Genomic DNA, 25,994 nt, shown 5'->3' with positions numbered 1-25,994 from the left:
TTCCCTTCGGGAGGCGGCCTTCTTTCGTCTCCCGGTACGAGCGTCAGTGCGAGCAAGACCACGTTCAGGGAAAGCGCTACCGATACGAGCCGGACGTACGGCAGGATCCGAGAATGGAGCACGTACGTGATGTCTCTGAACTGCCGAAAGCCCATCTGCACCTGCACTTCACCGGGTCGATGCGGTCCGCGACCCTGCTGGAACTGGCCGACAAGTACGGTGTGCGGCTGCCCGAGGCGTTGACCGACGCCCTCACCAGTGGCGAGCCGCCGAAACTCCGGGCGACCGACGAGCGGGGCTGGTTCCGCTTCCAACGGCTGTACGACGCGGCCCGGTCCTGTCTGCGGGAGCCCGAGGACATCCAGCGGCTGGTCCGCGAGGCCGCCGAGGAGGATGCCAAGGACGGCTCGGGCTGGCTGGAGATCCAGGTCGACCCGACGTCGTACGCCCCTCGCCTGGGCGGTCTCATTCCGGCGCTGGAGATCATTCTGGACGCGGTGGAGACGGCCGGCCGGGAGACGGGGATCGGGATGCGGGTCCTGGTGGCGGCGAACCGCATGAAGCACCCGCTGGACGCGCGCACACTGGCCCGCCTCGCCGTGCGGTACGCGGACCGGGGTGTCGTGGGCTTCGGGCTCTCCAACGACGAGCGGCGGGGCATGGCCCGGGACTTCGACCGGGCCTTCGCCATCGCGCGCGAGGGCGGTCTTTTGTCGGCCCCGCACGGCGGTGAGCTGACAGGCCCGGCGTCGGTCCGCGACTGCCTGGACGACCTGCACGCGTCCCGGATCGGCCACGGTGTGCGGGCGGCGGAGGACCCGCGCCTGCTCAAGCGCCTCGCGGACCGCCAGATCACCTGCGAGGTGTGCCCGGCGTCGAACGTCGCCCTGGGCGTGTACGAGAAGCCCGAGGACGTGCCGCTGCGCAAGCTCTTCGAGGCCGGCGTGCCACTGGCGCTGGGCGCCGACGACCCGCTGCTGTTCGGCTCACGGCTTGCGGCCCAGTACGAGATCGCCCGCCAGTACCACGCCTTCACGGACGCGGAACTGGCCGAGCTGGCCCGGCAGTCGGTACGCGGTTCGGCGGCGCCGGAGGGCGTACAGACAAAGCTGCTGGCAGGGATCGACGACTGGCTGACCTCGTAGCCCCGGAGGGTTCCTAGAGGCTGACGCCGACCGTCACCGGTTCGTTGACGAGGGTGACCCCGAAGGCGTCCCGGACCCCGGCGACGACCTCGCGGGCGAGGGCGAGCAGGTCCTCCGTGGTGGCCCGGCCGCGGTTGGTGAGGGCCAGGGTGTGCTTGGTGGAGATACGGGCGGGCCCGGTGCCGTACCCCTTGGTGAAGCCGGCCTTGTCGATCAGCCAGGCCGCCGAGGTCTTGGTGCGGCCCTCTCCTGCCGGGTAGGCGGGCGGAACGGCATCACTGCCGAGCCGCTCCGCCACGCGCGCGTGGAACGCGGCGAACTCGGCGTCCGTGAGGATCGGGTTGGTGAAGAAGGACCCGGCGGACCAGGTGTCGTGGTCCTCGGGGTCCAGGACCATGCCCTTGCCCGCGCGCAGCTTGAGGACCGTCTCGCGGGCCGCGTCCAGCGGCACCCGCTCGCCGGGCTCGACACCGAGGGCGCGGGCCGTCTCGGCGTACTTCAGGGGCGCCGACAGCCCGTCCGCGTCCTCCAGGGCGAAGCGGACGCGCAGGACGACATGGCGCTCGGGGTCGGCCTTGAAGCGGCTGTGGCGGTACGAGAAGGCGCAGTCGGCGCCCGTGAGGGTGACCGTCTCGCGGGCGACCCGGTCGTAGGCGACGACCTCGGTGATCGTCGAGGACACCTCCTGCCCGTACGCGCCCACGTTCTGGATCGGCGTCGCGCCCGCGGAACCGGGGATCCCGGCGAGGCACTCGATCCCGGCGAGCCCGGCCTCGACCGTGCGTGCGACGGCATCGGTCCACACCTCGCCGGCGGCCAGCTCAAGCCCGGTGCCGTGGAGGTCTACGCCGGTCGTGGCGATCCGCAGAGCCGTCCCCGCGAACCCCTTGTCACCGATGACCAGGTTCGAGCCGCCGCCGATGACCAGCAGCGGGGTTCCGGAGTCGTCGGCCTCGCGGACTGCGGCGATGACCTCGGTGTCGGTCGTCGCCGTGATCAGCCGGTCGGCGGGACCGCCGAGCCGGAAGGTGGTCAGCGGGGCGAGGGGCGCGTCGTGGATTTCCTGCACGCGCCAAGACTACGAGACCGTTCCCGTGGACCGGGCGGGCGCGAGTTCGTTCACCACGCATCCTGTCCGTGATCCGAGGTCCGGGCCCGGCGGCCCCTGCTGCCGGAAGCCTCCGGGAGGACGGGTAAGGGGCGCCCGCCAATGGCGAACGCCCCTTACCCAGAACGGGAATTCCTCGAACTGCCGTACTCAGCCCAGGCGGACGACAGCCCGGGACATGCCCAGCACCTTCTGCCCCGCGCACATCGCGAGGAGGTCGACGCGGACCGTGTTGTCGTCGAGTTTGGCCCCGACCTTGCCGCTGACCTCGATGGTGGCGCCCTGGCCGTCATTGGGGACGACGACCGGCCTGGTGAAGCGGACGCCGTACTCGACGACAGCTCCCGGGTCGCCGACCCAGTCGGTGACGACGCGGATCGCCTCGGCCATCGTGAACATGCCGTGCGCGATGACGTCGGGCAGACCGACCTCGACCGCGAACTTCTCGTTCCAGTGGATGGGGTTGAAGTCCCCGGAAGCGCCCGCGTACTGGACGAGCGTGGCGCGGGTCACGGGAAACGTCTGGGCGGGCAGCTCGGTGCCGACCTCTACGTCGGCGTAGGAGATCTTCGCGGAACCGTTCACGGAATTGGCCGTCATAGGTCAGCCCTCCTCGGCCGCGCGGGCGACGAGCTTGGTCCAGGCGGTCACGACGTGCTCGCCCGACTCGTCGTGGACCTCGCCGCGGATGTCGATGATCTCGTTGCCCGCCAAGGACTTGATCGCCTCGATGGTCGAGGTGACGGTGAGCCGGTCGCCCGCGCGGACGGGGCGGACGTAGGCGAACTTCTGGTCGCCGTGCACCACTCGGCTGTAGTCCAGGCCGAGGCCCGGGTCCGCCACGACGTCTCCCGCAGCCTTGAATGTGATCGCGAACACAAAGGTCGGCGGGGCTATCACGTCGGCGTGGCCGAAGGCCTTGGCGGCCTCGGGGTCCGTGTAAACGGGGTTGGTGTCTCCCACCGCCTCCGCGAACTCGCGGATCTTCTCCCGGCCGACCTCATAGGGCTCGGTGGGCGGATAGGACCGCCCTACGAAGGACTGGTCGAGCGCCATGGACTCGGCACCTCCTGAATCGAAGTGGATCGCACTGGTCGCGTGGCCGCGAGGTGCGCGGCCGACGTACGGGGTGATGATGCGCCGGTGCGCTGGTGTGCCGCTGTAACGACGCGAGGCCGCCCCCCAACCAACAGGGGACGGCCTCGACGTACGAGCCTGATTTATCGCGTTTCGCGATGCGCGGTGTGCGCATTGCAACGCGGGCAGTGCTTCTTCATCTCCATTCGATCCGGGTTGTTACGCCGGTTCTTCTTGGTGATGTAGTTCCGCTCCTTGCACTCCACGCAGGCCAGCGTGATCTTCGGGCGGACGTCGGTGGCAGCCACAGGAGTGCTCCTTGACGAACGGATGGGACGTTGAACGCATAACAGAATAGCCGATCGAAGGACCGACCCCGCAATCGGCTACTGTCAGTAGCGGTGACCGGACTTGAACCGGTGACACAGCGATTATGAGCCGCTTGCTCTACCGACTGAGCTACACCGCTGTGATGCGATCGGCCCCGCCTTGCGACGGGACCTCTCACACCAGAGCCCCAATACGGAATCGAACCGTAGACCTTCTCCTTACCATGGAGACGCTCTACCGACTGAGCTATTGGGGCGAGCGATGAAGACATTACACGCTCGCCACCGTTCACCCAAATCCGTTTCGCGGCACCCGTCCAGGCCTGTTCCGGCCTCCGTTCCGCGCTCCGCCCGCGCCCGGAAACCCCCTTCCCCAGCGGCCTCGAAGTCCCCTCCCGCAACCGCTCCCGCACCCCCTCGCCAGCGATCTTTCCCATCCGGCGGACCACACCGGTACGACTATTGCGCTCCTCCGCAACAGGGGCGGACGCCCGCCCTAGGCTCGACTCACTCTGCGTGATCTTGTGTCCCCGCTTGCGCGCAGCCGCCCCCGAGCACAGGAGCGCGATGCCCGACAGCCAGCCGCAGCCGCCCCACTCCTCGTCGCCCGCTTCTTCGGGGGACCCGGCAGCGCTCCTCCTGTGTGGGGCCCGTCTCACCGACGGCCGGACCGTGGACGTGCGGCTGGGCGGCGGCCGTATCGAGGCGGTCGGCACGGTCGGCAGCCTCAGCGCGTACGCCGCCCGCGTGGACCTCAGCGGCTACCTCCTCCTGCCGGCCCCCGCCGAACCGCACGCGCACGGCGACACGGCCCTGTCCGCCGACGGCCCGGTCTCGTACGACCCCCAGAACGTCCAGCGCCGGACCACCGAGGCCGCGCTGCTCCAACTCGGCCACGGGGCGACCGCGTTGCGCTCGCACGTCCGCATCGGCGACGTACCGGGGCTGGGCGCCCTGGCCGCCGTGCTGCAGGCGCGGCGGGCGCTGCGCGGCCTCGCCGATCTGGCGGCGGTGGCGATGCCGCGCGTGCTGACCGGTGCCGCCGGGGCGGACGGTCTGGCGATGCTGCGGGACGCCGTCAAGATGGGCGCGTCGGTGGTGGGTGGCTGCCCGGACCGCGACCCCGATCCGACCGGCTACGTGGAGGCGGTCCTGGAGGTCGCCTCGGAGCACGGTTGCCCCGTCGACCTGCACACGGACGGTGACGACCCGGCCCGGCTGGCCCGCCTTGCGGCGATGGCGGGCGGTCTGCGCCCCGGTGTGACCATCGGCCCCTGCGGTGGCCTCGGCCGACTGCCCGCCGAGGTGGCCTCGCGGGCCGCGGACCAGCTCGCCGCGGCGGGCGTGACGGTGACATGCCTCCCGCAGGGCGGCTGCGGCGGCGCGGAACGCCGCGCCACGGCTCCGGTACGACTGCTGCGGGCAGCCGGGGTGCGGGTGGCGGCGGGCAGCGGCGCGCTGCGGGACGTGTCGAACCCGGTGGGCCGCGGGGACCCCCTGGAGGCGGCGTATCTGCTCGCGTCCCGGCACGGCCTGCGCCCGGAGGAGGCGTACGACGCCGTGAGCGCGTCGGCGCGGTCGGTGCTCGGCCTGCCGGAGGTCCGGGTGGAGGCGGGCTTCCCGGCGGAGCTGCTGGCGGTCCGGGGCGATCGCCTGGCCGGCGCGCTGTCCCTCGCCTACAGCCGGATCGTGGTGCACAGGGGGCGCGTTGTGGCACGGACGAGCGCGGTACGGGAGTACTGCAACACCCCGGCAGTGGCAGCGCTGGACCTGCCACGGCAGGGGCGTACGGGGCAGTCGTGAGGTGAGGCGACGCTGAGGCTTCGGCGTCGCGGACGGACGTCGTACGGGCTGTGCGGCGAACGGGTTCGGCGGGGCGTACGGTCGAAGGCATGCGCATTGTCATCGCTGGAGGTCATGGTCAGATCGCGCTGCGGCTGGAGCGTCTGCTCGCCGCGCGCGGTGACGAGGTCGTGGGCATCATCCGCCGCCCCGAACAGGGCGACGACCTGCGGGCGGCCGGAGCTGAACCGGTCGTGTGCGACCTGGAGTCGGCGTCGGTGGAGGAGGTCGCGGAGCTGTTGCGGGATGCCGACGCGGCGGTCTTCGCGGCGGGCGCGGGCCCGGGCAGCGGGACGGCCCGCAAGGACACGGTGGACCGGGGAGCGGCGGTGCTGTTCGCGGACGCGGCGGTTCGGGCGGGAGTACGCAGGCATGTCGTCGTGTCGTCGATGGGCGCGGATCCGGCCCACCGGGGCGACGACGTCTTCGACGTCTACCAGCGGGCGAAGGGCGAGGCCGACGCGTACGTCAGCGGCCTGAACGCGCTCGACTGGACGATCCTGCGTCCCGGCGCCCTGACCGACGACGTCGGCACGGGCCGCGTACGCCTGGAGGCCGACACGGGGCGCGGCGCGATCCCGCGCGACGATGTGGCCGCCGTACTCACCGAACTGCTGGACACTCCGGCGACGGCGGGCCTGACGCTGGAGCTGATCGCCGGTTCTACGCCGGTTTCGGTGGCGGTGAAATCAGTGGCGGGGAACTGAGGGCGAACGGTCGAGGTGCCGCGGCCAGAAGATCGGCAGTAGCTGGAACAGGGGCTAGAAGAGGGGCTAGAAGAGGGGCAGCTGGCCGGGGAATTCGGGTTGGACGTACCCGTCCAACGACGGCTGAGCCGCCCCGAGTTCCGCCTGCCGCCGCGACCCAGGACACGAAACGAGCTCGCCACTCCCCCGGGCTCCCTGCGGATCGTGCCGCGCGAACCTCCCGGCGACGACAGCGATCTCCCGCCGGCACTCGGGACAGCTCCGGCGACGGGACGATGACACGAAAGACGGCCGTGACAGCGATGACATGGGGTCACTCTCCCTCATGGCCTCAGTGTGCGCCCGCAACGAAGAGGCCCTCTTGTCTCTGCGAATTCGCAGAGACAAGAGGGCCTCTCCCATGTGGCGGCGCCAGGGTTCGAACCTGGGTAGGCTGAGCCACACCGCCAGGGTTTGCTGCCCTTTCGAACCGCTTTTCGGCGGTACTCCTTGGCAACGACGTAAACGATACCTGATGTACAGGGGTGCTTCGCCACCCGATTGAGCGGCGCTTGGAGGGGAGGGGGTGGCTACGCTTAGGCGGATGCGGCCCGGGACGTACGCCGGGCTCGGCTGCTGTCCCCACGCATGCCGATACGCATCCCCCAGATTCCGACAAGCACCCCATACAAGGAGCCACAGGACATGGCCGACTCCAGTTTCGACATCGTCTCGAAGGTCGAGCGGCAGGAGGTCGACAACGCCCTCAACCAGACCGCCAAGGAGATCTCCCAGCGCTACGACTTCAAGGGCGTGGGTGCCTCGATCTCGTGGTCCGGCGAGAAGATCCTCATGGAGGCGAACTCCGAGGAACGGGTCAAGGCGGTCCTCGATGTGTTCGAGACCAAGCTGATCAAGCGCGGCATCTCGCTGAAGTGCCTGGACGCGGGCGAGCCCCAGCTCTCCGGCAAGGAGTACAAGCTCTTCGCCTCGATCGAGGAGGGCATCTCCCAGGAGAACGCGAAGAAGGTCGCGAAGATCATCCGCGACGAGGGCCCGAAGGGCGCGAAGGCCCAGGTTCAGGGCGAGGAGCTGCGCGTCAGCTCGAAGAGCCGTGATGACCTTCAGGCCATCATCGCCCTCCTCAAGGGCAAGGACTTCGACTTCGCACTGCAGTTCGTGAACTACCGGTAGTCCATGGGTGGCTGGAAAGGGGTGGGCGCCCTGCGGTGCCCTCCCCTCCCCTCTGCCGGCTGCGGATCAGGGAGCGCTCAGTCGCGCGAGTTGCCGAACAGAATGCGGTACGCGATCAGCAGCACCAGTGAGCCGCCGATCGCCGCCGCCCACGTGGTGCCGTCGTAGAACTGTTTGCTGACGGGGTGGTCCAGGAAGCGCGTCGAGATCCAGCCACCGAGGAACGCGCCCGCGACACCGATGACGGTCGTGCCGATGAGACCGCCCGGGTCGCGCCCCGGCAGCAGGAACTTGGCGATGGCCCCGGCCAACAGCCCCAGGATGATCCAGCCGATGATGCTCATGTCCTGAACCTGCCCCTCTGTACTGTGCTCGAACTGTCCCGGCGCTGTGACTTGCGACGTTGTCGGCCTCGCCGTGTCGGCGCGCTCGGGTTGGCGCGTTGTTCGGGTCGCGTTGCTGTACACGACATCAACGCGGTGCCCGGCGGTTGCACCGGTCAGTAGGGTGCGGCGCATGACACAGCCCGGTGCCCCATCGCCCCCTGAACTGCGACGCACCGTCGGCGTCGGGGATGCCGTGGTGATCGGGCTCGGTTCGATGGTCGGGGCCGGTGTCTTCGCGGCCCTCGGACCCGCGGCACGCGCGGCGGGGTCCGGGCTCCTGCTCGGGCTCGCCACGGCGGCCGTGGTCGCCTACTGCAACGCCATGTCGTCCGCCCGGCTGGCGGCCCTCTATCCCGCCTCCGGCGGCACCTACGTGTACGGGCGTGAGCGGCTCGGCGCCTTCTGGGGTTATCTCGCGGGCTGGTCCTTCGTCGTCGGGAAAACGGCCTCCTGTGCGGCGATGGCACTCACCGTGGGCACGTACGTCTGGCCGGGTCAGGCGCACGCGGTAGCCGTCGCGGCCGTGGTGGCGCTGACCGCGGTGAACTACGGCGGCGTCCAGAAGTCCGCCTGGCTGACGCGGGCGATCGTGGCAGTGGTCCTCGGCGTCCTCGCTTCCGTGGTGGTGGTGTGTCTGACCTCCGATGCCGCCGATGCAGGCCGGCTGGAGGTCGGGGCCTCCGGGGGTGGGGGCGGAGTGCTTCAGGCGGCCGGGCTGCTGTTCTTCGCGTTCGCCGGCTACGCCCGGATCGCGACCCTCGGCGAAGAGGTGCGGGATCCCGCGCGCACCATCCCACGGGCGATCCCGACGGCCCTGGGCATCGCGCTGGTGGTGTACGCGGCGGTGTCGGTGGCTGTCCTTTCCGTGCTGGGGTCGGGCGGGCTCGGCCACGCGACCGCCCCGCTGGCCGACGCGGTACGGGCGGCGGGCGTACCGGGGCTGGCGCCGGTCGTCCGGGCCGGTGCCGCGGTGGCCGCGCTCGGCTCGCTGCTCGCCCTGATCCTGGGTGTCTCACGGACGACGTTGGCCATGGCCCGTGACCGTCATCTGCCCGGCGCCCTGGCCGCCGTGCATCCGCGCTTCCAGGTGCCGCACCGGGCCGAGCTGGCCGTGGGCGCGGTGGTCGCTGTGCTCGCGGCGACGGTGGACGTACGGGGCGCTATCGGGTTCTCCTCCTTCGGCGTTCTGGCTTACTACGCGGTGGCCAACGCCTCCGCCTGGACACTGAGTTCGGCTCCGGCGTCGCGGGTGGTGCCGGCGGTGGGGCTCCTCGGCTGTGTGACGCTGGCGTTCGCACTGCCGGGGTTGTCGGTGGTCGTGGGCACGGGCGTGCTGGGCTTGGGGGCGGTCGCGTACGGCGTACGACGGTGGTGGTCGGCCTCTCGGTCGTCCGCCGGGACTCGGCGCTGACGGAACCGGCGTCGGCTACGAGGCCTGAACCCGGGACGCCGGGGGCGTCGCTGTCGCCGTACGTATGCGGAATTCGGGCCAGGGTTCCAGGTCCGTACCGTCGTTGGACTCCTCGTACCAGCCCGAGCCGTCGAGCCAGGTGTGCAGCCAGTCCGCGAGGCCCGGGGCGTCGGTGTACCACGCGTGGTCGGCGTCGTCGGCGTTCGGCTCGAAGAGCAGGACGGTGCCTTCCGGCGTACGGCAGTCCACGCACGCGTACATCCCGCAGCCCCAGTGGGATATCGGCAGGATGCCCTCGGGCCAGGGCCAGTCCGGGTCCTTGCGGGCCTCCTCCCGGTTGGCGAGGTACTGGGCCACGACGGGCGGCTCACCGGCGGGCGGGCTGTCGAGGAGAGGCAGCAGACCGTAGGACGGTCCGAATCCGCCGTCCCCTATCCGGAGGTAGAGCTCGGCGAGCAGCGGCGGCAGGGGGAAGCCGAGGGCGGTCTCGGCACGGTCGAGCGTGGCCGCGTCCACGGGGGCGGGGAGTGAGGGCCAGCCCCACGGACGGGTGTTGCGCGCCGCGAAGGCCACCCGTGTCAGCAACTGCTCGATCTCGGTCATGGATTCATCATGCAGGCCGCCACTGACAATCGCGGCGGCCTGTGGACAACCCTCCGGCCCGGGGTGCGATGCCGCCCGCAGGCTGTGGAAAAACGGGCGGGCGGGGACGCCGACTCTCCCGCCCGATTCTCCGGCCGTGCTACCAGCGAGAACTGAACGGCTGGTCCGTCGGCACGATTTCGCGGCCCAGCGGCAGCAGCGAGACGGGGATGAGCTTGAAGTTGGCGATGCCGAACGGGATGCCGATGATCGTGATGCAGAGAAGAACACCGGTGACGACGTGGGCCAGGGCGAGCCACCAGCCGGCGAGGACCAGCCACAGGACGTTGCCGACACAGGAGGGGGCGCCCGCGTCGCGCCGCTCAACTGTCGTACGGCCGAAGGGCCACAGGGCGTACACACCGATCCGGAAGGCCGCAACACCGAACGGAATTCCGATAATCGTGATGCAGAGCAGCGCACCGGCCGCCAGATATGCGAGGAACAGCCAGAAGCCGCTCAGGACGAGCCAAATGACGTTGAGGATTGTCTTCACTGGTGGCGACCTGCCATCTTTTCGAGCCGGGCGATGCGCTCCGCCATCGGCGGGTGCGTAGAGAACATCTTGGAGAGTCCCTGGCCTGGGCGGAAGGGGTTCGCGATCATCATGTGGCTCGCGGTCTCGATACGCGGCTCGGGGGGGAGCGGGAGTTGCTTCGTGCCCGCTTCCAGTTTGCGCAGGGCGCTCGCGAGGGCCAGTGGGTCGCCGGTGAGCTGGGCCCCGGACGCGTCGGCCTCGTACTCCCTGGAACGGCTGATGGCGAGCTGGATCACCGTGGCCGCGAGCGGTCCCAGGATCATGATCATCAGCATGCCGAGGATGCCGGGACCGTCGTCGTCGTTGGAGCGGCCGATCGGGATCAGCCAGGCGAAGTTGACCAGGAACATGATCACGGAGGCCAGGGCGCCGGCGACCGACGAGATGAGGATGTCGCGGTTGTAGACATGGCTCAGCTCGTGGCCGATGACGCCCCGCAGTTCGCGCTCGTCCAGGATGCGCAGGATGCCTTCGGTGCAGCACACGGCCGCGTTGCGCGGGTTACGGCCCGTCGCGAACGCGTTCGGTGCTTCGGTGGGCGAGATGTACAGGCGTGGCATGGGCTGGCGGGCCTGGGTGGAGAGGTCTCGGACCATGCGGTACAGGGCCGGGGCCTCGAATTCGCTCACCGGGCGGGCACGCATCGCGCGTAGAGCCAGCTTGTCGCTGTTCCAGTACGCGTACGCGTTGGTGCCGATCGCGATGACGAGCGCGATCACGAGGCCCGTACGGCCGAAGAAGCTGCCGATGACGATGATGAGTGCGGACAGTCCCCCGAGGAGCAGGGCTGTCCTGAGCCCGTTGTGCCGGCGGTGCACGGTACGCCCTCCTAGTGGTGCGGCAGGGGAACCCTGGTGTCAGGTCCAGTGGACCCTTCTGTACTGGTCAACGCCAGGCGGGGATTCGCAGTTCCCTTGCGCACGCGGAGGCGCACGTGAGCCGTCCGGGTGAGGGCCACGCGCGCGTGCGGTCGTCGGGGGTCAGAAGAGTCCGGTGCCGGCGAAGCGCAGGACCAGTTGGGGTGCGCCGGACAGGACGACGCCGAGGACGGCGGTCAGGGCGATCGCGGCCGTGAGGGGGGCCGGGGCGCGGTGGTGCTCCTCGGCTCCCTCGGGGGCGCGGAAGAGCAGGGCCGTCCACTGGAGGTAGTAGTAGAGGGCGATCACCACGTTGAAGGCCATGATCACGGCCAGCCAGCCGAGTCCGGCGTCGACGGCCGCGGAGAAGACGGTGACCTTCGCGAAGAGGCCGATGATGCCTGGCGGCAGTCCGGCGAGGCACAGCAGGAAGAAGCCCAGGACGAGCGCTGCCAGGGGGCGGGTGGCGTAGAGGCCGCGGTAGTCGCTGACGCGGTTCAGGGGCTTCGTACGGGCCACCAGAGCCGCCACCGCGAAGGCGCCGAGGTTCACGGCCGCGTACATGAGGGCGTACGCGACGGTGGAGCCGATCGACTTCTGGGCGTCGTCGGAGTACGCGGCGGCGGCGATCGGTACGAGGAGGTAGCCGGCCTGGCCGACAGAGGACCAGGCGAGCAGGCGTACCGCGCTGTACGCGCGCGTGGCCTGCTGGCGCAGGGCACCGACGTTGCCGACGGTCATGGTGAGCGCGGCCAGGGCTGCCAGCGCCGGGCCCCAGACGTCGGCGTACGACGGGAAGGCGACGACGGTGACGAGGATCAGGCCGGAGAAGCCGACGGCCTTGCCGACGACCGACAGATAGGCGGCGATCGGCAGAGGCGCCCCCACGTAGGTGTCGGGTACCCAGAAGTGGAAGGGCACGGCCGCCGTTTTGAAGGCGAAGCCGATGAGGGTGAGGACGACGCCTGCCTGGGTGAGGGTGTGGAGCTGCGGGTCGACGTGCTGGATGCGATCGGCGATCTCGGTGAGATGGAGGGTGCCCGTGGACGCGTACACGAAGCTGATGCCCATGAGGCTGACCGCGGTCGCCGTGACGGAGGACAGGAAGAACTTCAAGGCCGCTTCGGAGGACTTCCTGTCGCCGTGCCGGATCCCGACAAGGGCGAAGGCGGGCAGAGAGGCGACCTCCAGGGCGACGATCAGGGTCGCGAGGTCGCGGGAGGCGGGCAGGAGGGCCGCGCCGGCGGCTGAGGACAGCAGCAGGAACCAGTACTCCCCTTCGGGGAGTCCCCGGTCGGCGTCCTTGAGGGCGGTGACCGAGAGGAGGGCGGCGAGCAGCGCGCCGCCGAGCACCAGGAACTGGATGACGAGGGTGAAGCGGTCTGCCGTGTAGCTGCAGACGTCCGTGCTGCCGGTGAGGCAGAAGGTGGAACGGTCGCCGTCCAGGAGGGGCAGCAGGAGGAGTGCGGACGCGGCGAGGCCGGCGACCGAGATCCAGCCGAGGAGTGCCTTCCTGTTGTCGCCGATGAACAGGTCTGCGACCAGCACGGCGAGCCCCACGAGGGCCGCGACGGTGGGCGGCGCGATGGCGAGCCAGTCGACGGACTGGACGACGGACTGAGCTGCGGACTGGGCCACGGAGCTCATCGGGGGCCTCCTGGGAGGAGCTGCTGCACGGCCGGGTCGGTCAGACCGAGGAGGATCTTCGGCCAGAGGCCGGCGACGACGGTGAGGACGACAAGCGGGGTCCAGGCCGCGAGTTCGTACGTCTGTACGTCGGCGAGCTGGGGGGCGTCCGGCTGCGGGGCGGCGCCCATGCAGACGCGGCGTACGACGACGAGCATGTACGCGGCGGTGAGCAGGGTGCCGAAGGCGGCGATCGCCGTGTAGGTGAGGAAGGCGGGGCGGTTGAGGTCGTCTGCGGGATCGAACGCGCCGAACAGGGTCAGCATCTCGCCCCAGAACCCGGCGAGGCCGGGCAGTCCGAGCGAGGCGACGGCGGCGAAGGCCACGAGGCCGCCGAGGCGCGGGGCGCGGCCGTAGAGGGCGGCGCCGGTGCGGTCGGCGAGGGTGTCGAGGTCGGTGGTGCCCGTGCGGTCCTTCAGCGCGCCGACCAGGAAGAAGAGGAGGCCGGTGATGAGGCCGTGGGCGATGTTGGCGAACAGCGCGCCGTTCACGCCGGTCGGGGTCATGGTGGAGATGCCGAGCAGGACGAAGCCCATGTGGCCGACGGAGGAGTAGGCGATGAGCCGCTTGAGGTCACCCTTCGCGCCGTGCCGCGCGAGGGCCAGGCAGGCCAGGGAGCCGTAGATGATCCCGACGACGGCGAACGCGCCGAGATAGGGCGCGAACGTCCGGAATCCGTCGGGCGTGACCGGCAGCAGGATGCGCACGAACCCGTACGTGCCCATCTTGAGCAGGACGCCCGCCAGCAGCACCGAGCCGACGGTCGGGGCGGCGGTGTGGGCGTCCGGCAGCCAGCTGTGCAGCGGCCACATCGGCGTCTTGACCGCGAGCCCGATCCCGATCGCCAAAGCGGCCGTGACCTGCACGGATGTGGTCAGCCCCGAGCCGTTGTCAGTGGCGAGTGCCAAGATGTCGAACGTGCCCGCTTTGATCCCGATCAGAAGCAGGCCCAGCAGCATGACCACGGATCCGAGCAGGGTGTAGAGGATGAACTTCCAGGCCGCCCGGGTCCGTTGCTCACCGCCCCAGCGGGCGATGAGGAAGTACATCGGGATGAGCACCATCTCGAAGGCGAGGAAGAACAGCAGCAGGTCGAGGACGGCGAAGGTCGCGAGGGTGCCGGACTCCAGGACGAGGAGGAGTGCGACGAAGGCCTTCGGGGAGGGGCCGGCGGGGAGCTTGAAGGAGGAGTAGAGCGCGCAGAGGAAGGTCAGGAGCGCGCTCAGAACCAGAAGGGGGAGGGAAATGCCGTCGACGCCGAGGTGGATCCGCACGTCGAGTGCGGGAATCCAGCTGATGTCGGTCGTGGCCTGCATCTTCGAGGGGTGGCGGTGGTCGAAGCCGAGCGCCAGGACGATCGCGGCGATGAGCACCGCTCCGGTGACGGTCACGCCGTGCCGCAGCACGGCCTGCTCGGGCGACTTCCCCTTCAGCCCGGGCGGGGCCGGCAGGAGAGCGGCGACAGCGCCGATCAGCGGACCTACGACGAGGAATGCCAGAAGGAACTGCATCACTGACTCGTTGATATCGATCACGGCTGCTCACGCTCCCGCGGCGACGAGGAGGACGGCGACCACCAGGACGACGGTGCCGGCGAGCAACGCGCTCACATAGGTCTGTACGTTGCCGGTCTGGGCGCGCCGTACGGCGGAACCCAGCAGTCGGGGCACGGCGCCAGCGCCGCGTACGTAGGTGTCGACGACCTCTCGGTCGAGGAACCGGACGAGGGTGGCGCCGGCTTGGACCGGGCGGACGAACAGGGTCGTGTACAGGGCGTCCAGGTGGAAACCGACGGCCGCGTGACGGTGCAGCGGGCCGAGCAGCAGGCGTCCGGGGTCCGCCGGGTCGGGTGCGCCGGCCATGTCTCCGTAGGCGGGGGTGTGGGTGGCGATGGCCTCGGCCTCGACGAGACCGCCGTCCGCGTCCGGGTGGGCCGCGACCGCGCCCAGGGGGACGCGGGCCGCCAGGGCGGTGGTCTGGCGCCAGGCTCCATAGGTGACGAGGCCGCCGACCAAAGCCATTCCCGTGCCGAGGACTGAGGTGGTGAGGGTCGGGGTCAGGTCGTGGCCGTCGAACCAGTCGGGCAGCCTGCCGTAGGCCAGCCCGCCGAGGGCGAGGGAGGGGACCGCGAGCACCCAGAGCACCGCGGTCATCGCGATGGGCTGCCTGCCGTGGTCGGGGGCGTCGGCACCCCGGCCCCGGAAGGCGAGCACCCACAGGCGGGTCGCGTAGGCGGCGGTGAGCAGGGCCGAGACCAGGCCGGCGACGAGGACGATCCAGCCGGCGGCGCCGGGGATGCCCTCGGCGTGGCCGGTGACGACGTGTTCGGCGGCGCCGAGGGCGGACTCCTTGGAGAAGAAGCCGCTGAAGGGCGGGATCGCGGCGAGCGCGAGGAGCGCCACGGTCATCGTCCAGTAGGCGTCGGGGATGCGGGCACGCAGGTTGCCCATGCGGGACATGGCGGCCAGCGAGTTGGTGCCGGAGGCGTGGATGATCACGCCCGCCGCGAGGAAGAGCAGCGCCTTGAAGGCACCGTGGGTGAGGAGGTGGAAGACGGCGGCACCGCGGTCGCCGACGGCGAGGGCGCCGGTCATGTAGCCGAGCTGGCCGATCGTCGAGTAGGCGAGGACGCGCTTGATGTCGTCCTGCGCGAGCGCGGCGAGGGCGGAGCCGGCCATCGTCACGGCGGCCATGACGGCGAGGACGACCAGTGCGGCCGAGGAGGCCGCGAAGACCGGGAGGAGCCGGGCGATGAAGTAGACACCGGCGGCGACCATCGTCGCGGCGTGGATCAGCGCGGAGACGGGAGTGGGGCCCGCCATCGCGTCGGGGAGCCAGGTGTGCAGCGGGAACTGCGCCGACTTGCCCGCCACGCCGGCCAGGAGCAGCAGGGCGACCAGCGTCGGATGGTCGAGTCCGCCGCTCGCGACGGTGCCGAGGATCTTCGTGATCCGGAAGGACCCGGCGTCGGTGGCGAGCGCGAACAGGCCGATCAGGAAGGGGACGTCACCGAGTTTGGTGACGAGGAAGGCCTTGAGGGAGGCGGCGCGGGCCTCCGGGGTCTCCCAGTAGTGGCCGACCAGGAAGTAGGAGCAGATGCCCATGATCTCCCAGCCGACCAACAGCACCATCAGGTCGCCGGAGTAGACGACGAGCAGCATCGCGGAGGTGAAGAGGGAGACGAGAGCGGCGTACGAGGGGTAGCGCGGGTCGTCGCGCAGATAGCCCGTCGAGTAGATCTGCACACAGGTCGCGACCAGGGCGACCAGGACGGCGACGAGGGCGGCGAAGCCGTCGATGTGCAGGGCGAGTTCGACGGGGACCGAGCCGGTGGGCGTGAGCTCGGTAGCGGCGTCGACGGCCCGGTCGCCACCCTGGCGCACGGCGACGACCACGGCGAGGACGAGCGCCGTGAGGGGCGGCAGTACGGCGAGGGGGCGTACGAAGCCGGGGGCCGTGCGGCCCAGGAGCAGGCCGGCGGCGGCGCCCAGGAACGGGAGGAGGGGGACGAGGACGGCGAGGGTGGTCGTGGTCACGCGGTGGCCTCAGCCTTCTCGTCTTCCGTGAGGGTGGCTTCGTCGGGGCCGTTCGGCTCGGCGGTGTCGCGGAGTTTGTCGATGTCCGCGGTGCCTCGGTTGCGGTGGACGGCGAGCACGATCGCCAGGCCGATGCCGATCTCGGCGGCGGCGATGGCGATGGTGAACAGGGTGAGGGCCTGGCCGGAGTGCAGGGTCTCCCGGGTGGTCCTGCTGAGCCAGACGTCGAAGGCGACGAGGTTGAGGTTGACGGCGTTGAGCATCAGCTCGACCGACATCAGGACCAGGATCGCGTTGCGGCGGGCCAGGACGCCGTAGAGGCCGGTGGAGAAGAGGAGGGCGGAGAGTACGGCGGGATAGGCGAGGTGCATCAGAGGGCACCTTCCTTGCCGGCTTTGGCGTCCTTGGTGTCCTTGACGGCGGCCTCGGCAGCGGTCTCGGCGGCCGTGGCCGCGTTCGCCTTCGCCTTCGCCTTGCGGGAGAGGACGATCGCGCCGACCAGGGCGGCGAGGAGGAGAACGGAGAGGGCCTCGAAGGGGAGGACCCAGTTCTGGAAGAGGCTCGCGCCGGTGACGGCGGTGGAGCCCGCGGCGGCGCCGTCCAGGTCGATCCAGGTCGTGCGGAAGGCGTCGACGACGACCCAGACCAGGGCGGCTGCCGAGGCGAGGGCCACGGCGAGAGCTGCCCAGCGGTTGCCGGAGTCGGCGTCCGGGGAGCGGCCGATGGGGGCCCTGGTGAGCATCAGGCCGAAGAGGAGGAGGACGACGACGGAACCGACGTAGATGAGGACCTGTACCCAGGCGATGAACTCGGCGGTGAGGAGGAGGTATTCGACGGCGAGGCCGCCGAGGGTCACCACCAGCCACAGGGCGGCGTGCACCAGTTGCCGGGTGGTGACGGTGACCAGCGCGGCGCCGAAGGTGACGAGGCCGACGAGGAGGAAGGCGATCTCGACGCCGGTCGGGGAGAGGAAGCCGTGGGTTGCGGCGGCGAGGGTCACGACGTTCCCTCCTGAGGCTCGGTGGGCTCGGTGGGCTCGGTGGGCTCGGTCGGTGCCTTCGGCTCGGCCTGGGTGGCCTGGGTGGCTGCCAGTTTCTCCGCCGTCTTGCGAGCCGTGGTGATTTCCTTCGGCTCCTCGGCGGCTGGGTCGAGGGCGGGCGGGGCCGGGACCGTCCACATCCACTCGCGGAGCTTGTCGCGTTCGTGGGTGAGTTCGTGGATGTCGGTCTCGGCGTACTCGAACTCAGGGGACCAGAAGAGGGCGTCGAAGGGGCACACCTCGATGCAGATACCGCAGTACATGCAGAGGGAGAAGTCGATGGCGAAGCGGTCGAGGACGTTGCGGCTGCGCTCGCGGCCACCGGGGGCGGCGGCCGGGACGGTCTCCTTGTGGGAGTCGATGTAGATGCACCAGTCCGGGCACTCGCGGGCGCACAGCATGCAGACCGTGCAGTTCTCCTCGAAGAGGCCGATGACTCCACGAGAGCGGGGCGGGAGGTCGGGCTGGGCGTCCGGGTACTGCGCGGTGACGGTCTTCTTCGTCATCGTGCGGAGGGTGACGGCCAGGCCCTTGGCCAGGCCACTGCCGAAAATCGGAGCCATGGTTACTGGATCACCACCTTCACGATGCCGGTGAGGGCGATCTGGGCGAGGGAGAGGGGGACGAGGAGGGTCCAGGAGAGCTTCTGGAGCTGGTCCTCGCGCAGGCGGGGGTAGGTGACGCGCAGCCAGATCACGACGAAGGCCAGCACCGCCGTCTTCAGGAGGGTCCAGACCCAGCCGAGACCGTCGGTTGCCCAGGGGCCGTGCCAGCCACCCAGGAAGAGGACGGTGGTCAGGCCGCACAGGACGACGATCCCGGCGTACTCGGCGAGGAGGAAGAGGGCGAAGCGGAGGCCGGTGTACTCGGTGTAGGCGCCGAAGATGATCTCCGAGTCGGCCACCGGCATGTCGAAGGGCGGCCGTTGGAGTTCGGCGAGGCCGGCCACGAAGAAGACGACCGCGCCGACGATCTGCCAGGGCAGCCACCACCACTCGAAGGCGTCGAGGATGCCGGGGAGCGACACCGTGCCCGCGGCCATCGCGACCGAGGCGGCGGTGAGGAGCATCGGGAGTTCGTAGGCGAGGAGTTGTGCGGCGGTGCGCAGACCGCCGAGGAGGGAGAACTTGTTGGCCGACGCCCAGCCGGCCATGAGCGAGCCGAGGACGCCGACACCCATGACGGCGAGGACGAAGAAGATGCCCGCGTCGACGACCTCACCGACGGCGCCCTCGCCCGGGCCGATCGGGATGGCGAGGAGGACGAGGAGGTACGGGAGAAGTGCCACGGCGGGGGCGAGCTGGAAGATACGGCGGTCCGCGCCCGCGGGCACGATGTCTTCCTTCTGCGCGAACTTCACGCCGTCGGCGACCAGTTGGGCCCAGCCGTGGAAGCCGCCGGCGTACATCGGGCCGAGGCGGCCCTGCATGTGGGCCATCACCTTGTGCTCGGCCTGACCGACGATCAGGGGGAAGGTGAGGAAGACGACGAAGACGATCAGGAGTCGCAGGGCGACGTCGAGCGCGTCGTTCACTGCGAGCCTCCTGAGGGGTTCTCGGGCGCGGGGCTGTCGGAGGTGGGTTTCTCGGAGGTGGGGGGTTCGGTCGGCTCGGGGGTCTTCGTGGGTTCGTCGAAGGCCGGGCGGGCGTGGTGCCAGGGGGCGTCCGCCGTAGGTGGTGGCTCGGGGGTCTCGGTCGCCGGTGTCTGTGGGCGCTGCGAGGCGGAGCCCTGGCTCGCGCTGCGCGCTCGGCGGGGTGCGGCCGTCGGGGGCTGCGTGGCCGGCGGGGTCTCCGTGGAGGTGTCCTCCGGTGCCGTGGGCCGACCTGCCCGGGACTCGTCTGCCGGGGACTGGGTTGCGGAGCCCTCCGATGCCGTGCGGGTGCGGCGTACCGGGCGGTCGCCGGTCGCGCGGCCGACGGCGGCGCGGGCCGGGCGGGCCGGGGCCGGAGGGAGCTGGCCCTTCAGGGGGCCCCATTCGTTGGGGTCGGGGACGCCTGGCGGGAGCATCTGGCGGCGCTTGGGCCCGCCGTGTTCCGACTCCCCCGGTTCCTTCGCGCCCGGCCAGGCCTTGGCGACGCGGGCCGCCAGCACGAAGTCCTTGCGGAGGGGGTGGCCCTCGAAGGTCTCCGGGAGCAGGAGGTGGTCCAGTCCCGGGTGGCCCTCGAAACGTACGCCGAACATCTCGTGCGTCTCGCGCTCGTGCCAGGCGGCGCCCGCGTAGACGTGGACGAGGGAGGGGAGTACGGCGGAATCGTGCGGGACCGTCGTCCGTACGAGGAGGCGACGGACCGGGGAGAGGGCGACCACGTGGGCGGCGACGCGGAAGCCCGTGCCCGGTTCGTCGACCGCGCTGAGCCAGTCGAAGTAGGTGCAGGAGAGACGGTCGCGTGCTGTCTCCAGCGCGGCGGTCCAGGATGTCGGGGGTACGTCGACGGTCAGGACGTCGTACGACTCCTCGGCCGTGGCCTCCGTACCGAAGAGTTCCTCGGTGGGGGCGGGCAGCCAGCCGGTCGCCGTCATTTCTTCTCCCCCGGAGTCGGCGGCTGCACCAGGGGGCTCTGGAGCGCGGCCGGTGAGGGGCGCGTCGCCCGGCCGGACGCGTACCGCTCGCCCAGGGACTCCCGGGCGATCTTCTCCTGGAGCTTGAGGATGCCCTGGAGCAGCGCCTCGGGCCGGGGCGGACAGCCGGGGACGTAGACGTCGACCGGGATGATCTGGTCGACGCCCTTCGTCACGGAGTAGGAGTCCCAGTAGGGGCCGCCGCAGTTGCTGCACGCGCCGAAGGAGATGACGTACTTCGGCTCGGGCATCTGTTCGTACAGGCGCCGTACCGCCGGGGCCATCTTGTCCGTGACCGTGCCCGAGACCACCATCAGGTCGGCCTGGCGCGGCCCCGGGGCGAAGGGGATCACGCCGAGGCGGATGAAGTCGTGGCGGGCCATGGACGCGGCGATGAACTCGATCGCGCAGCAGGCGAGGCCGAAGTTGAAGACCCAGAGCGAGTAGCGGCGGCCCCAGTTCAGGACCACCTTCATCGGCTCGGGGGCCAGCCGGGCGAGGGCGCCCAGCCGCTTGGGCTCCGGCAGCAGCACGGGCACGGGCACCGGCGCTGACACAGGACCAGGTACCGGCGCCGACGAATTCGCTTCGGGCATCACGTCCATGTCAGGACGCCCTTCTTGTATGCGTAGAGCAGGCCCACGGCCAGGAAGCCGAGGAAGATGAACATCTCGACGAGGGTGGCGGCGCCGTAGCCGGGAGCCGCGAAGACGGTCGCCCAGGGGAACAGGAAGATCGAGTCGACGGCGAAGATGACGTAGAGGAAGGCGTAGACGTAGTAGCGGACCTGCGTGTGGGCCCAGCCCTCGCCGACGGGGTCGACACCGCACTCGTACGTCAGGAGCTTCTCGGGGGTCGGGACGACGGGACGCAGCAGGCGTCCGGCTCCGAAGGCGACCGCGACGAAGAGCACGCCGACGGCGGCGAGCAGTCCGACGACGGAGTAGGACCGGAAGTACTCCGACGCCGCGATGTACTGCGGCACCGCCGTGTGATGCGACGCCGCCATGTCGTTCAACGTTGCCATGTCGTTCAACGTTGCCATGTCGTTCAACGTTGCCATGTGGTGCGGTGCCGCGATGTGGTGTGACGCCGCGATGTGCTCCGTCGTGGCTACGGCGGTCGGTACCGGCATGTCCGTCCCTCGCTCCCTGGCCTGTCGGAGATCCGTACGGACGGGAGTCTAGGGCCTGCTAAAGAGACCGTAAGCAGCCCGTCACACATGGCCATGCCCGACTGGTGTGCAAGGTGGGGTTTTCCCCCGGGTCGCCGGGCGGTCCGCCTCATGGCGCCGTGGCGCGGCGGCGGGCAGGCTGGCGGGCATGACCGCACGTATCACCGCCACCCGCGCGGAAGCCGAGGGCGACCGACTGCCCCCTGTCCGTTTCGCCCTCGATCCGCGCACCTGGAAGGAGATCGCCCATCTCCTGGCCAACCTGCCGATGGCACTGTTCGGTTTCGTCTACGTGGTGACCGTGGTGAGCGTGGGTTCCTTCCTCGCGCTCACGGTGATCGGCCTTCCGATGCTCGCCGCCGGGCTGATGGGCGCGCGCCTGCTGGGCCGGTTCGAGCGGGCGCGGGCCAGGGCGCTGCTCGGGGTGCGGGTGGACGAGCCGAGTCCGCTGCCGCTGGGTGGCGGTCGGGGCACCCGCGGCCGGCAGCTCGGGTTCTTCGGGCAGATGATGTTGGCGCTGAAGGACCCGGTCGGCTGGCGCACCATCCTGTACGACTTCATCAGGCTGCCCTGGGGCATCCTCACCTTCACCCTCATGCTCGTGTCGCTCTTCGTACTGTGGCCCGTACTGCCGTTCCTGGCACGGGGGCTCACGAACGTGGACCGGGCGATGGTGCGCGGGCTGCTGTCGCCCTCCGACGAGCTGGAACGCCGTATCGCCGAACTGGAGTCCGACCGGGGGGTCGTGGTCGACACGGCCGCCGCCGACCTGCGGCGCATCGAGCGCGATCTGCACGACGGGGCGCAGGCCCGGCTCGTGAACCTCGCGATGGGACTCGGGCTGGCCAAGGAGAAGCTTCTGGAGGGCCGGGCCGACGAACACGTGGCGGCGATGGTCGAGGAGGCGCACGGCGAGGTGAAGCTCGCGCTTCAGGAGCTGCGCGACCTGGCGCGCGGGATCCATCCGGCCGTGCTGACCGACCGCGGGCTGGACGCGGCGCTGTCCTCGGTGGCCTCGCGGTGCACCGTGCCGGTGAAGGTGAGCGCCGATCTGCCGGCCAGGCCTGCCGCCGCCATCGAGGGCATCGCCTACTTCACGGTCTCCGAGCTGCTCCAGAACATCAGCAAGCACAGCGGGGCCCGGAACGCCTCCGTCGACGTCTGGCGCACCGACGACCGGCTGCTGATCCAGGTCTGGGACGACGGGCGCGGCGGTGCGCGGCTCGACGGTGGTACGGGGATGGCGGGGCTCGCGGACCGGCTGGGCGCGGTGGACGGGCTGTTCGTCATCGACTCGCCCGAGGGCGGCCCCACGACGGTCACGGCCGAACTGCCCTGGCGGGAACGGGTTGACGCGTAGGTAGGGAAAACCCCCGGGGGAAGACGCCTACGTGCTCCATGGTCCGTGGCGTCCGGTGCGAGCAGGCTGATGCCAGACGAGCAGGACACCTGCGACAGGAACGGACGGGATCGATGGCCATGGAGTACGGACAGGGGTACGGGCAGCGGGGCGGCCCCGGGGCCGGATTCCACGGGACGGCCGGCGGGGGCGCCGGGGAGCGGCGGCCTCGGCTGCCGGCCGCGTTGCGGGCGCCCGTCGAGGCGCGCAGTTGGCGGGAGTTCGGGTATGTGTTGCTGAGCCTGCCGGTCAGCGTGCTGGTGTTCACGTACGCCGTGACCCTGGCCTTCACCGGCTCGCTTCTGCTCATCACCTTCCTCGGGATTCCGGTGCTGGCCGTGTGTCTGGCGGGCTGCCGGGGGTTCGGTGTGCTGGAGCGGAAGATGGCGCGCGGGCTGCTCGGGCTCGACGTCGCCGAACCGGAGCCGGCGCGGGGACGGAAGCCCGGGGCGGCGGCCTGGATGGGGGCCGTGCTCAAGAGCGGGACCTCGTGGCGGCATCTGCTGTACTCGGTGCTGCATCTGCCGTGGGCGATGTTCTCGTTCGTGGTGTCGGTGATCTTCTGGGTGTACGGGTGGGCGCTGCTCACGTATCCGGTGTGGTTCTGGCTCTTCCCCATGTACGGCGGACAGGACGGCCTCCAGCTGTACGGCGACGAGACCCACAGCGTCTATCTCGACAACCCGTTCGAGATCACGATGACCGCACTGGTCGGGCTGTTGTTCACCATGGCCACGCCCTGGATCGTGCGGGCACTGACCCTCGTGGACCGGGTGATGGTCAAGGGGCTGCTCGGGCCGACGCGGCTGGCGACGCGGGTCGTCGAGCTGGAGTCCGACCGGGGGGTCGTCGTCGACACCGCGGCGGCCGACCTGAGGCGTATCGAGCGGGACCTGCATGACGGGGCCCAGGCGCGGCTGGTGGCCCTCGCCATGGATCTGGGGCTCGCGAAGGAGAAGCTCACGGAGGATCCGCAGGCCGCGGCGCGGATGGTGGACGAGGCGCACGGTGAGGTGAAGACGGCGTTGCAGGAGCTGCGGGACCTGGCGCGCGGGATCCATCCGGCGGTGCTGACGGACCGGGGGCTGGACGCGGCGTTGTCCGCGGTGGCTTCTCGGTGTGTGGTGCCGGTACGGGTCGAGGTGGACCTGGTGGAACGGCCGGCCGCGGCGATCGAGGGGATCGCGTACTTCACGGTCTCGGAGCTGCTGCAGAACATCAGCAAGCATGCGCGGGCGACGGAGGCGTCGGTGGACGTGTGGCGGGTGGAGAACCGGTTGATGCTGCAGGTGGTGGATGACGGGGTGGGGGGTGCGGATGCCTCCGGCGGGTCCGGGTTGGCGGGGCTGGCGGGGCGGCTCGATGCGGTGGACGGGATTCTGGTGGTGGATTCGCCGGTGGGTGGGCCTACCCGGGTGACTGCGGAGTTGCCTTGGCGGGGGTGAGGTGCGGTGGGGGCGGGCTCGTTTCGCCCCCACCGCACCTACCCGTCCCGTCCTGTTCCTGGTGGCTGCGCCCCCAGACCCCCTCCGGCCCTGAACGGGCCTTGTCCTCAAACTCCCCCAGAGGGGGCCCCGGACAGGCTGGAAATGCCGGGCGGCGCTGGAGGGGACTGGGCGGCAGCAGCCTCACGCTTGTGACCCCCGGGTGGGAAAACCCGTCGACAACAACCCCCTCCTCGTCCGAATACTGGGATGCTTGAGCCTGGTGTTCGGACGGGGTGGGGAGCCGGGAATCGTGGAGGACAGGGTGCGGGTGGTCATCGCCGAGGATTCAGTGCTGCTGAGAGAGGGCCTGACCCGGTTGTTGACCGACCGTGGGCATGATGTCGTCGCCGGTGTGGGTGACGGGGTCGCGCTGATCAAGACCATTACCGAGCTCGCCGCGCAGGACGAGCTCCCGGACGTCGTCGTCGCGGATGTGCGGATGCCGCCCACCCATACCGACGAAGGGGTCCGGGCCGCCGTACAGCTGCGGAAATCGCATCCGGGACTGGGCGTGCTCGTGCTGTCACAGTACGTCGAGGAGCGGTACGCGACCGAACTGCTCGCCGGGTCCAGCCGGGGTGTCGGGTATCTGCTGAAGGACCGGGTCGCCGAGGTGCGGGAGTTCGTGGACGCGGTGGTGCGGGTGGCGCAGGGGGGTACCGCGCTCGACCCGGAGGTCGTGGCCCAGTTGCTGGGCCGCAGCCGTAAGCAGGACGTGCTCGCCGGGCTCACCCCCCGGGAGCGCGAGGTGCTGGGGCTCATGGCGGAGGGCCGGACGAATTCGGCCATCGCGCGGCAGCTCGTCGTGAGTGACGGTGCCGTCGAGAAGCACGTCAGCAACATATTCCTGAAGTTGGGGCTTTCACCAAGCGACGGTGATCACAGGCGCGTACTGGCTGTTCTGACCTACCTCAACACCTGACCGTTCGACATCTGGCACCTGACATCCTGTCAGGTTCGAGGGCAGGAAATCATGACAAGTCGGGGCGCCGTACCGTCTCAAAATGGCGTCCATCATGCGATCGGTCCCGGGAAGGCCACCCTTACCGACGTACTGTTGAACGTGGGAGGGCCCCCGGGAGGGCCGGTCCCAGCCGCCGCCTCGAAGGAGGTCCAGTTCAGTGACCAGCCAGGTCAGCAGTCCAGCGGAGAGTCCAGCGGAGAAGGCCGGCTCAGACGTCGGAGCCGTCGGAGCCGTCGTCGGAGAGCAGCGCAACCCGGCGGGCGTGAAGGACGTACGCCGCCTCGATCGGGTGATTATTCGGTTCGCGGGAGACTCCGGTGACGGTATGCAGCTCACCGGTGACCGCTTCACCTCCGAGACCGCGTCCTTCGGGAACGATCTGTCCACTCTGCCGAACTTCCCCGCCGAGATCCGAGCGCCCGCAGGAACCCTGCCGGGCGTTTCCTCGTTCCAGCTGCATTTCGCCGACCACGACATCCTCACGCCCGGGGACGCGCCCAATGTGCTCGTCGCGATGAATCCGGCCGCGTTGAAGGCGAACATCGCGGATGTGCCGCGCGGTGCGGAGATCATCGTCAACACCGACGAGTTCACCAAGCGGGCCATGCAGAAGGTGGGGTACGCGGCCTCGCCCTTGGAGGACGGCTCGCTCGACGGATACAGCCTCCACCCGGTGCCGCTGACCACCCTGACCGTCGAGGCACTCAAGGAGTTCGCGCTCTCCCGCAAGGAGGCCGAGCGCAGCAAGAACATGTTCGCGCTGGGCCTGTTGAGCTGGATGTACCACCGGCCGACGGAGGGCACCGAGAAGTTCCTGAAGGCCAAGTTCGCCAAGAAGCCCGACATCGCGGCGGCCAACATCGCCGCGTTCAGAGCCGGTTGGAACTTCGGGGAGACCACGGAGGACTTCGCCGTCAGCTATGAGGTCGCGCCGG

At 70.2% G+C, this 25,994-nt stretch carries 28 protein-coding genes and 2 tRNA genes; 9 read left to right on the top strand and 21 right to left on the bottom strand.

Annotated elements, in window-relative coordinates:
• Window positions 1–113 precede the first annotated feature (113 nt).
• Window positions 114–1,145 (top strand): adenosine deaminase, encoded by a 1,032-nt coding sequence (locus tag IEY89_RS14220; RefSeq protein ID WP_189147760.1) that lies wholly within the window; start codon window positions 114–116, stop codon window positions 1,143–1,145.
• Window positions 1,146–1,158: 13 nt separating this feature from the next.
• Here the strand turns inward: IEY89_RS14220 and IEY89_RS14215 are convergent, their stop codons facing one another.
• From IEY89_RS14215 to IEY89_RS14190, 6 genes are all read right to left on the bottom strand, one after another.
• A complete protein-coding gene (locus tag IEY89_RS14215; RefSeq protein WP_189147759.1) occupies window positions 1,159–2,214 on the bottom strand; it encodes a UDP-N-acetylmuramate dehydrogenase in 1,056 nt (351 codons plus the stop codon).
• A 189-nt stretch (window positions 2,215–2,403) separates the two neighbouring features.
• A complete protein-coding gene (locus IEY89_RS14210) occupies window positions 2,404–2,853 on the bottom strand; it encodes a MaoC family dehydratase (RefSeq protein WP_189147758.1) in 450 nt (149 codons plus the stop codon).
• A 3-nt stretch (window positions 2,854–2,856) separates the two neighbouring features.
• Complete coding sequence (locus IEY89_RS14205; RefSeq protein WP_189147757.1) at window positions 2,857–3,309, bottom strand: MaoC family dehydratase N-terminal domain-containing protein; 453 nt, start codon at window positions 3,307–3,309, stop codon at window positions 2,857–2,859.
• Between the two features lie 164 nt (window positions 3,310–3,473).
• The gene (gene rpmG / locus IEY89_RS14200) at window positions 3,474–3,638 is read right to left on the bottom strand and encodes a 50S ribosomal protein L33 (protein WP_018834916.1); all 165 of its coding nucleotides are present in this window, start codon (window positions 3,636–3,638) and stop codon (window positions 3,474–3,476) included.
• Window positions 3,639–3,726: 88 nt separating this feature from the next.
• A tRNA-Met gene (locus IEY89_RS14195) sits at window positions 3,727–3,799 on the bottom strand.
• A gap of 44 nt (window positions 3,800–3,843) precedes the next feature.
• Window positions 3,844–3,916, bottom strand: a tRNA-Thr gene (locus IEY89_RS14190).
• 310 nt (window positions 3,917–4,226) lie between these two features.
• On the opposite strand from IEY89_RS14190, the gene IEY89_RS14185 reads away from it, so the two are divergent.
• Window positions 4,227–5,462: an amidohydrolase family protein gene (locus IEY89_RS14185; protein WP_189147756.1), complete on the top strand. Its 1,236-nt coding sequence runs from the start codon at window positions 4,227–4,229 to the stop codon at window positions 5,460–5,462.
• A gap of 89 nt (window positions 5,463–5,551) precedes the next feature.
• Entirely contained in the window at window positions 5,552–6,208 is a 657-nt protein-coding gene (locus tag IEY89_RS14180) for an SDR family oxidoreductase (protein ID WP_189147755.1), read from the top strand.
• 66 nt (window positions 6,209–6,274) lie between these two features.
• On the opposite strand, the gene IEY89_RS40630 is transcribed toward IEY89_RS14180, so the two are convergent.
• A complete protein-coding gene (locus IEY89_RS40630; protein ID WP_164319099.1) occupies window positions 6,275–6,517 on the bottom strand; it encodes a hypothetical protein in 243 nt (80 codons plus the stop codon).
• Between the two features lie 375 nt (window positions 6,518–6,892).
• On the opposite strand from IEY89_RS40630, the gene IEY89_RS14175 reads away from it, so the two are divergent.
• The gene (locus IEY89_RS14175) at window positions 6,893–7,381 is read left to right on the top strand and encodes a YajQ family cyclic di-GMP-binding protein (RefSeq protein WP_189147754.1); all 489 of its coding nucleotides are present in this window, start codon (window positions 6,893–6,895) and stop codon (window positions 7,379–7,381) included.
• A gap of 77 nt (window positions 7,382–7,458) precedes the next feature.
• Here the strand turns inward: IEY89_RS14175 and IEY89_RS14170 are convergent, their stop codons facing one another.
• Window positions 7,459–7,725, bottom strand: a complete 267-nt coding sequence (locus tag IEY89_RS14170; protein WP_189147753.1) for a GlsB/YeaQ/YmgE family stress response membrane protein — start codon at window positions 7,723–7,725, stop codon at window positions 7,459–7,461.
• Between the two features lie 172 nt (window positions 7,726–7,897).
• On the opposite strand from IEY89_RS14170, the gene IEY89_RS14165 reads away from it, so the two are divergent.
• Complete coding sequence (locus IEY89_RS14165) at window positions 7,898–9,178, top strand: APC family permease (RefSeq protein WP_189147752.1); 1,281 nt, start codon at window positions 7,898–7,900, stop codon at window positions 9,176–9,178.
• 15 nt (window positions 9,179–9,193) lie between these two features.
• Here IEY89_RS14165 and IEY89_RS14160 read toward each other — a convergent pair whose 3' ends face one another.
• The 13 genes from IEY89_RS14160 to IEY89_RS14100 all read right to left on the bottom strand — a co-directional run bounded on the left by IEY89_RS14160 (window position 9,194) and on the right by IEY89_RS14100 (window position 21,062).
• Window positions 9,194–9,781 (bottom strand): SMI1/KNR4 family protein, encoded by a 588-nt coding sequence (locus tag IEY89_RS14160; RefSeq protein ID WP_189147751.1) that lies wholly within the window; start codon window positions 9,779–9,781, stop codon window positions 9,194–9,196.
• 139 nt (window positions 9,782–9,920) lie between these two features.
• Entirely contained in the window at window positions 9,921–10,316 is a 396-nt protein-coding gene (locus tag IEY89_RS14155) for a YccF domain-containing protein (protein WP_189147750.1), read from the bottom strand.
• A complete protein-coding gene (gene htpX, locus IEY89_RS14150; protein WP_189147749.1) occupies window positions 10,313–11,176 on the bottom strand; it encodes a zinc metalloprotease HtpX in 864 nt (287 codons plus the stop codon). Before htpX ends, IEY89_RS14155 begins: the two co-directional genes overlap by 4 nt.
• A gap of 162 nt (window positions 11,177–11,338) precedes the next feature.
• Window positions 11,339–12,862 (bottom strand): NADH-quinone oxidoreductase subunit N, encoded by a 1,524-nt coding sequence (locus IEY89_RS14145; protein ID WP_189147748.1) that lies wholly within the window; start codon window positions 12,860–12,862, stop codon window positions 11,339–11,341.
• Entirely contained in the window at window positions 12,859–14,436 is a 1,578-nt protein-coding gene (locus IEY89_RS14140; RefSeq protein ID WP_189147747.1) for an NADH-quinone oxidoreductase subunit M, read from the bottom strand. The genes IEY89_RS14145 and IEY89_RS14140 overlap by 4 nt, the downstream gene beginning before the upstream one ends.
• A 6-nt stretch (window positions 14,437–14,442) precedes the next feature.
• Window positions 14,443–16,437 carry an NADH-quinone oxidoreductase subunit 5 family protein gene (locus IEY89_RS14135; RefSeq protein WP_189147746.1) on the bottom strand — a complete coding sequence of 665 codons (1,995 nt, stop codon included), beginning with the start codon at window positions 16,435–16,437 and terminating at the stop codon, window positions 14,443–14,445.
• Complete coding sequence (gene nuoK / locus IEY89_RS14130; protein ID WP_189147745.1) at window positions 16,434–16,808, bottom strand: NADH-quinone oxidoreductase subunit NuoK; 375 nt, start codon at window positions 16,806–16,808, stop codon at window positions 16,434–16,436. The genes IEY89_RS14135 and nuoK overlap by 4 nt, the downstream gene beginning before the upstream one ends.
• The gene (locus tag IEY89_RS14125; RefSeq protein ID WP_229695223.1) at window positions 16,808–17,437 is read right to left on the bottom strand and encodes an NADH-quinone oxidoreductase subunit J family protein; all 630 of its coding nucleotides are present in this window, start codon (window positions 17,435–17,437) and stop codon (window positions 16,808–16,810) included. Before IEY89_RS14125 ends, nuoK begins: the two co-directional genes overlap by 1 nt.
• Window positions 17,434–18,039, bottom strand: coding sequence for a NuoI/complex I 23 kDa subunit family protein (locus IEY89_RS14120; RefSeq protein WP_189147744.1), 606 nt, complete (start codon window positions 18,037–18,039; stop codon window positions 17,434–17,436). The genes IEY89_RS14125 and IEY89_RS14120 overlap by 4 nt, the downstream gene beginning before the upstream one ends.
• 2 nt (window positions 18,040–18,041) lie before the next feature.
• Window positions 18,042–19,010: a complex I subunit 1/NuoH family protein gene (locus IEY89_RS14115; protein WP_189147743.1), complete on the bottom strand. Its 969-nt coding sequence runs from the start codon at window positions 19,008–19,010 to the stop codon at window positions 18,042–18,044.
• Window positions 19,007–19,996: an NADH-quinone oxidoreductase subunit C gene (locus IEY89_RS14110; RefSeq protein WP_189147742.1), complete on the bottom strand. Its 990-nt coding sequence runs from the start codon at window positions 19,994–19,996 to the stop codon at window positions 19,007–19,009. The genes IEY89_RS14115 and IEY89_RS14110 overlap by 4 nt, the downstream gene beginning before the upstream one ends.
• Entirely contained in the window at window positions 19,993–20,640 is a 648-nt protein-coding gene (locus IEY89_RS14105) for an NADH-quinone oxidoreductase subunit B (RefSeq protein ID WP_189147741.1), read from the bottom strand. The genes IEY89_RS14110 and IEY89_RS14105 overlap by 4 nt, the downstream gene beginning before the upstream one ends.
• On the bottom strand, window positions 20,631–21,062 hold the full coding sequence (locus IEY89_RS14100; RefSeq protein ID WP_229695221.1) for an NADH-quinone oxidoreductase subunit A: 432 nt from the start codon (window positions 21,060–21,062) through the stop codon (window positions 20,631–20,633). Before IEY89_RS14100 ends, IEY89_RS14105 begins: the two co-directional genes overlap by 10 nt.
• Window positions 21,063–21,357: 295 nt before the next feature.
• Between IEY89_RS14100 and IEY89_RS14095 the strand changes: the two genes are divergently transcribed.
• From IEY89_RS14095 to IEY89_RS14080, 4 genes are all read left to right on the top strand, one after another.
• Complete coding sequence (locus IEY89_RS14095; protein WP_189147740.1) at window positions 21,358–22,569, top strand: sensor histidine kinase; 1,212 nt, start codon at window positions 21,358–21,360, stop codon at window positions 22,567–22,569.
• A 113-nt stretch (window positions 22,570–22,682) separates the two neighbouring features.
• The gene (locus tag IEY89_RS14090; protein WP_189147739.1) at window positions 22,683–24,053 is read left to right on the top strand and encodes a sensor histidine kinase; all 1,371 of its coding nucleotides are present in this window, start codon (window positions 22,683–22,685) and stop codon (window positions 24,051–24,053) included.
• Between the two features lie 304 nt (window positions 24,054–24,357).
• Window positions 24,358–25,017 carry a LuxR C-terminal-related transcriptional regulator gene (locus tag IEY89_RS14085; protein WP_308437437.1) on the top strand — a complete coding sequence of 220 codons (660 nt, stop codon included), beginning with the start codon at window positions 24,358–24,360 and terminating at the stop codon, window positions 25,015–25,017.
• A 199-nt stretch (window positions 25,018–25,216) separates the two neighbouring features.
• On the top strand, window positions 25,217–25,994 hold a 778-nt coding region (locus tag IEY89_RS14080), incomplete at its 3' end, for a 2-oxoacid:acceptor oxidoreductase family protein (RefSeq protein ID WP_189147738.1).

The organism is Streptomyces lacrimifluminis (assembly GCF_014646095.1).
Lineage (GTDB): Bacteria > Actinomycetota > Actinomycetes > Streptomycetales > Streptomycetaceae > Streptomyces > Streptomyces lacrimifluminis.
The sequence above is the reverse complement of the archived record's forward strand: the minus strand, read 5'-3'. Positions and strand labels throughout refer to the sequence as shown.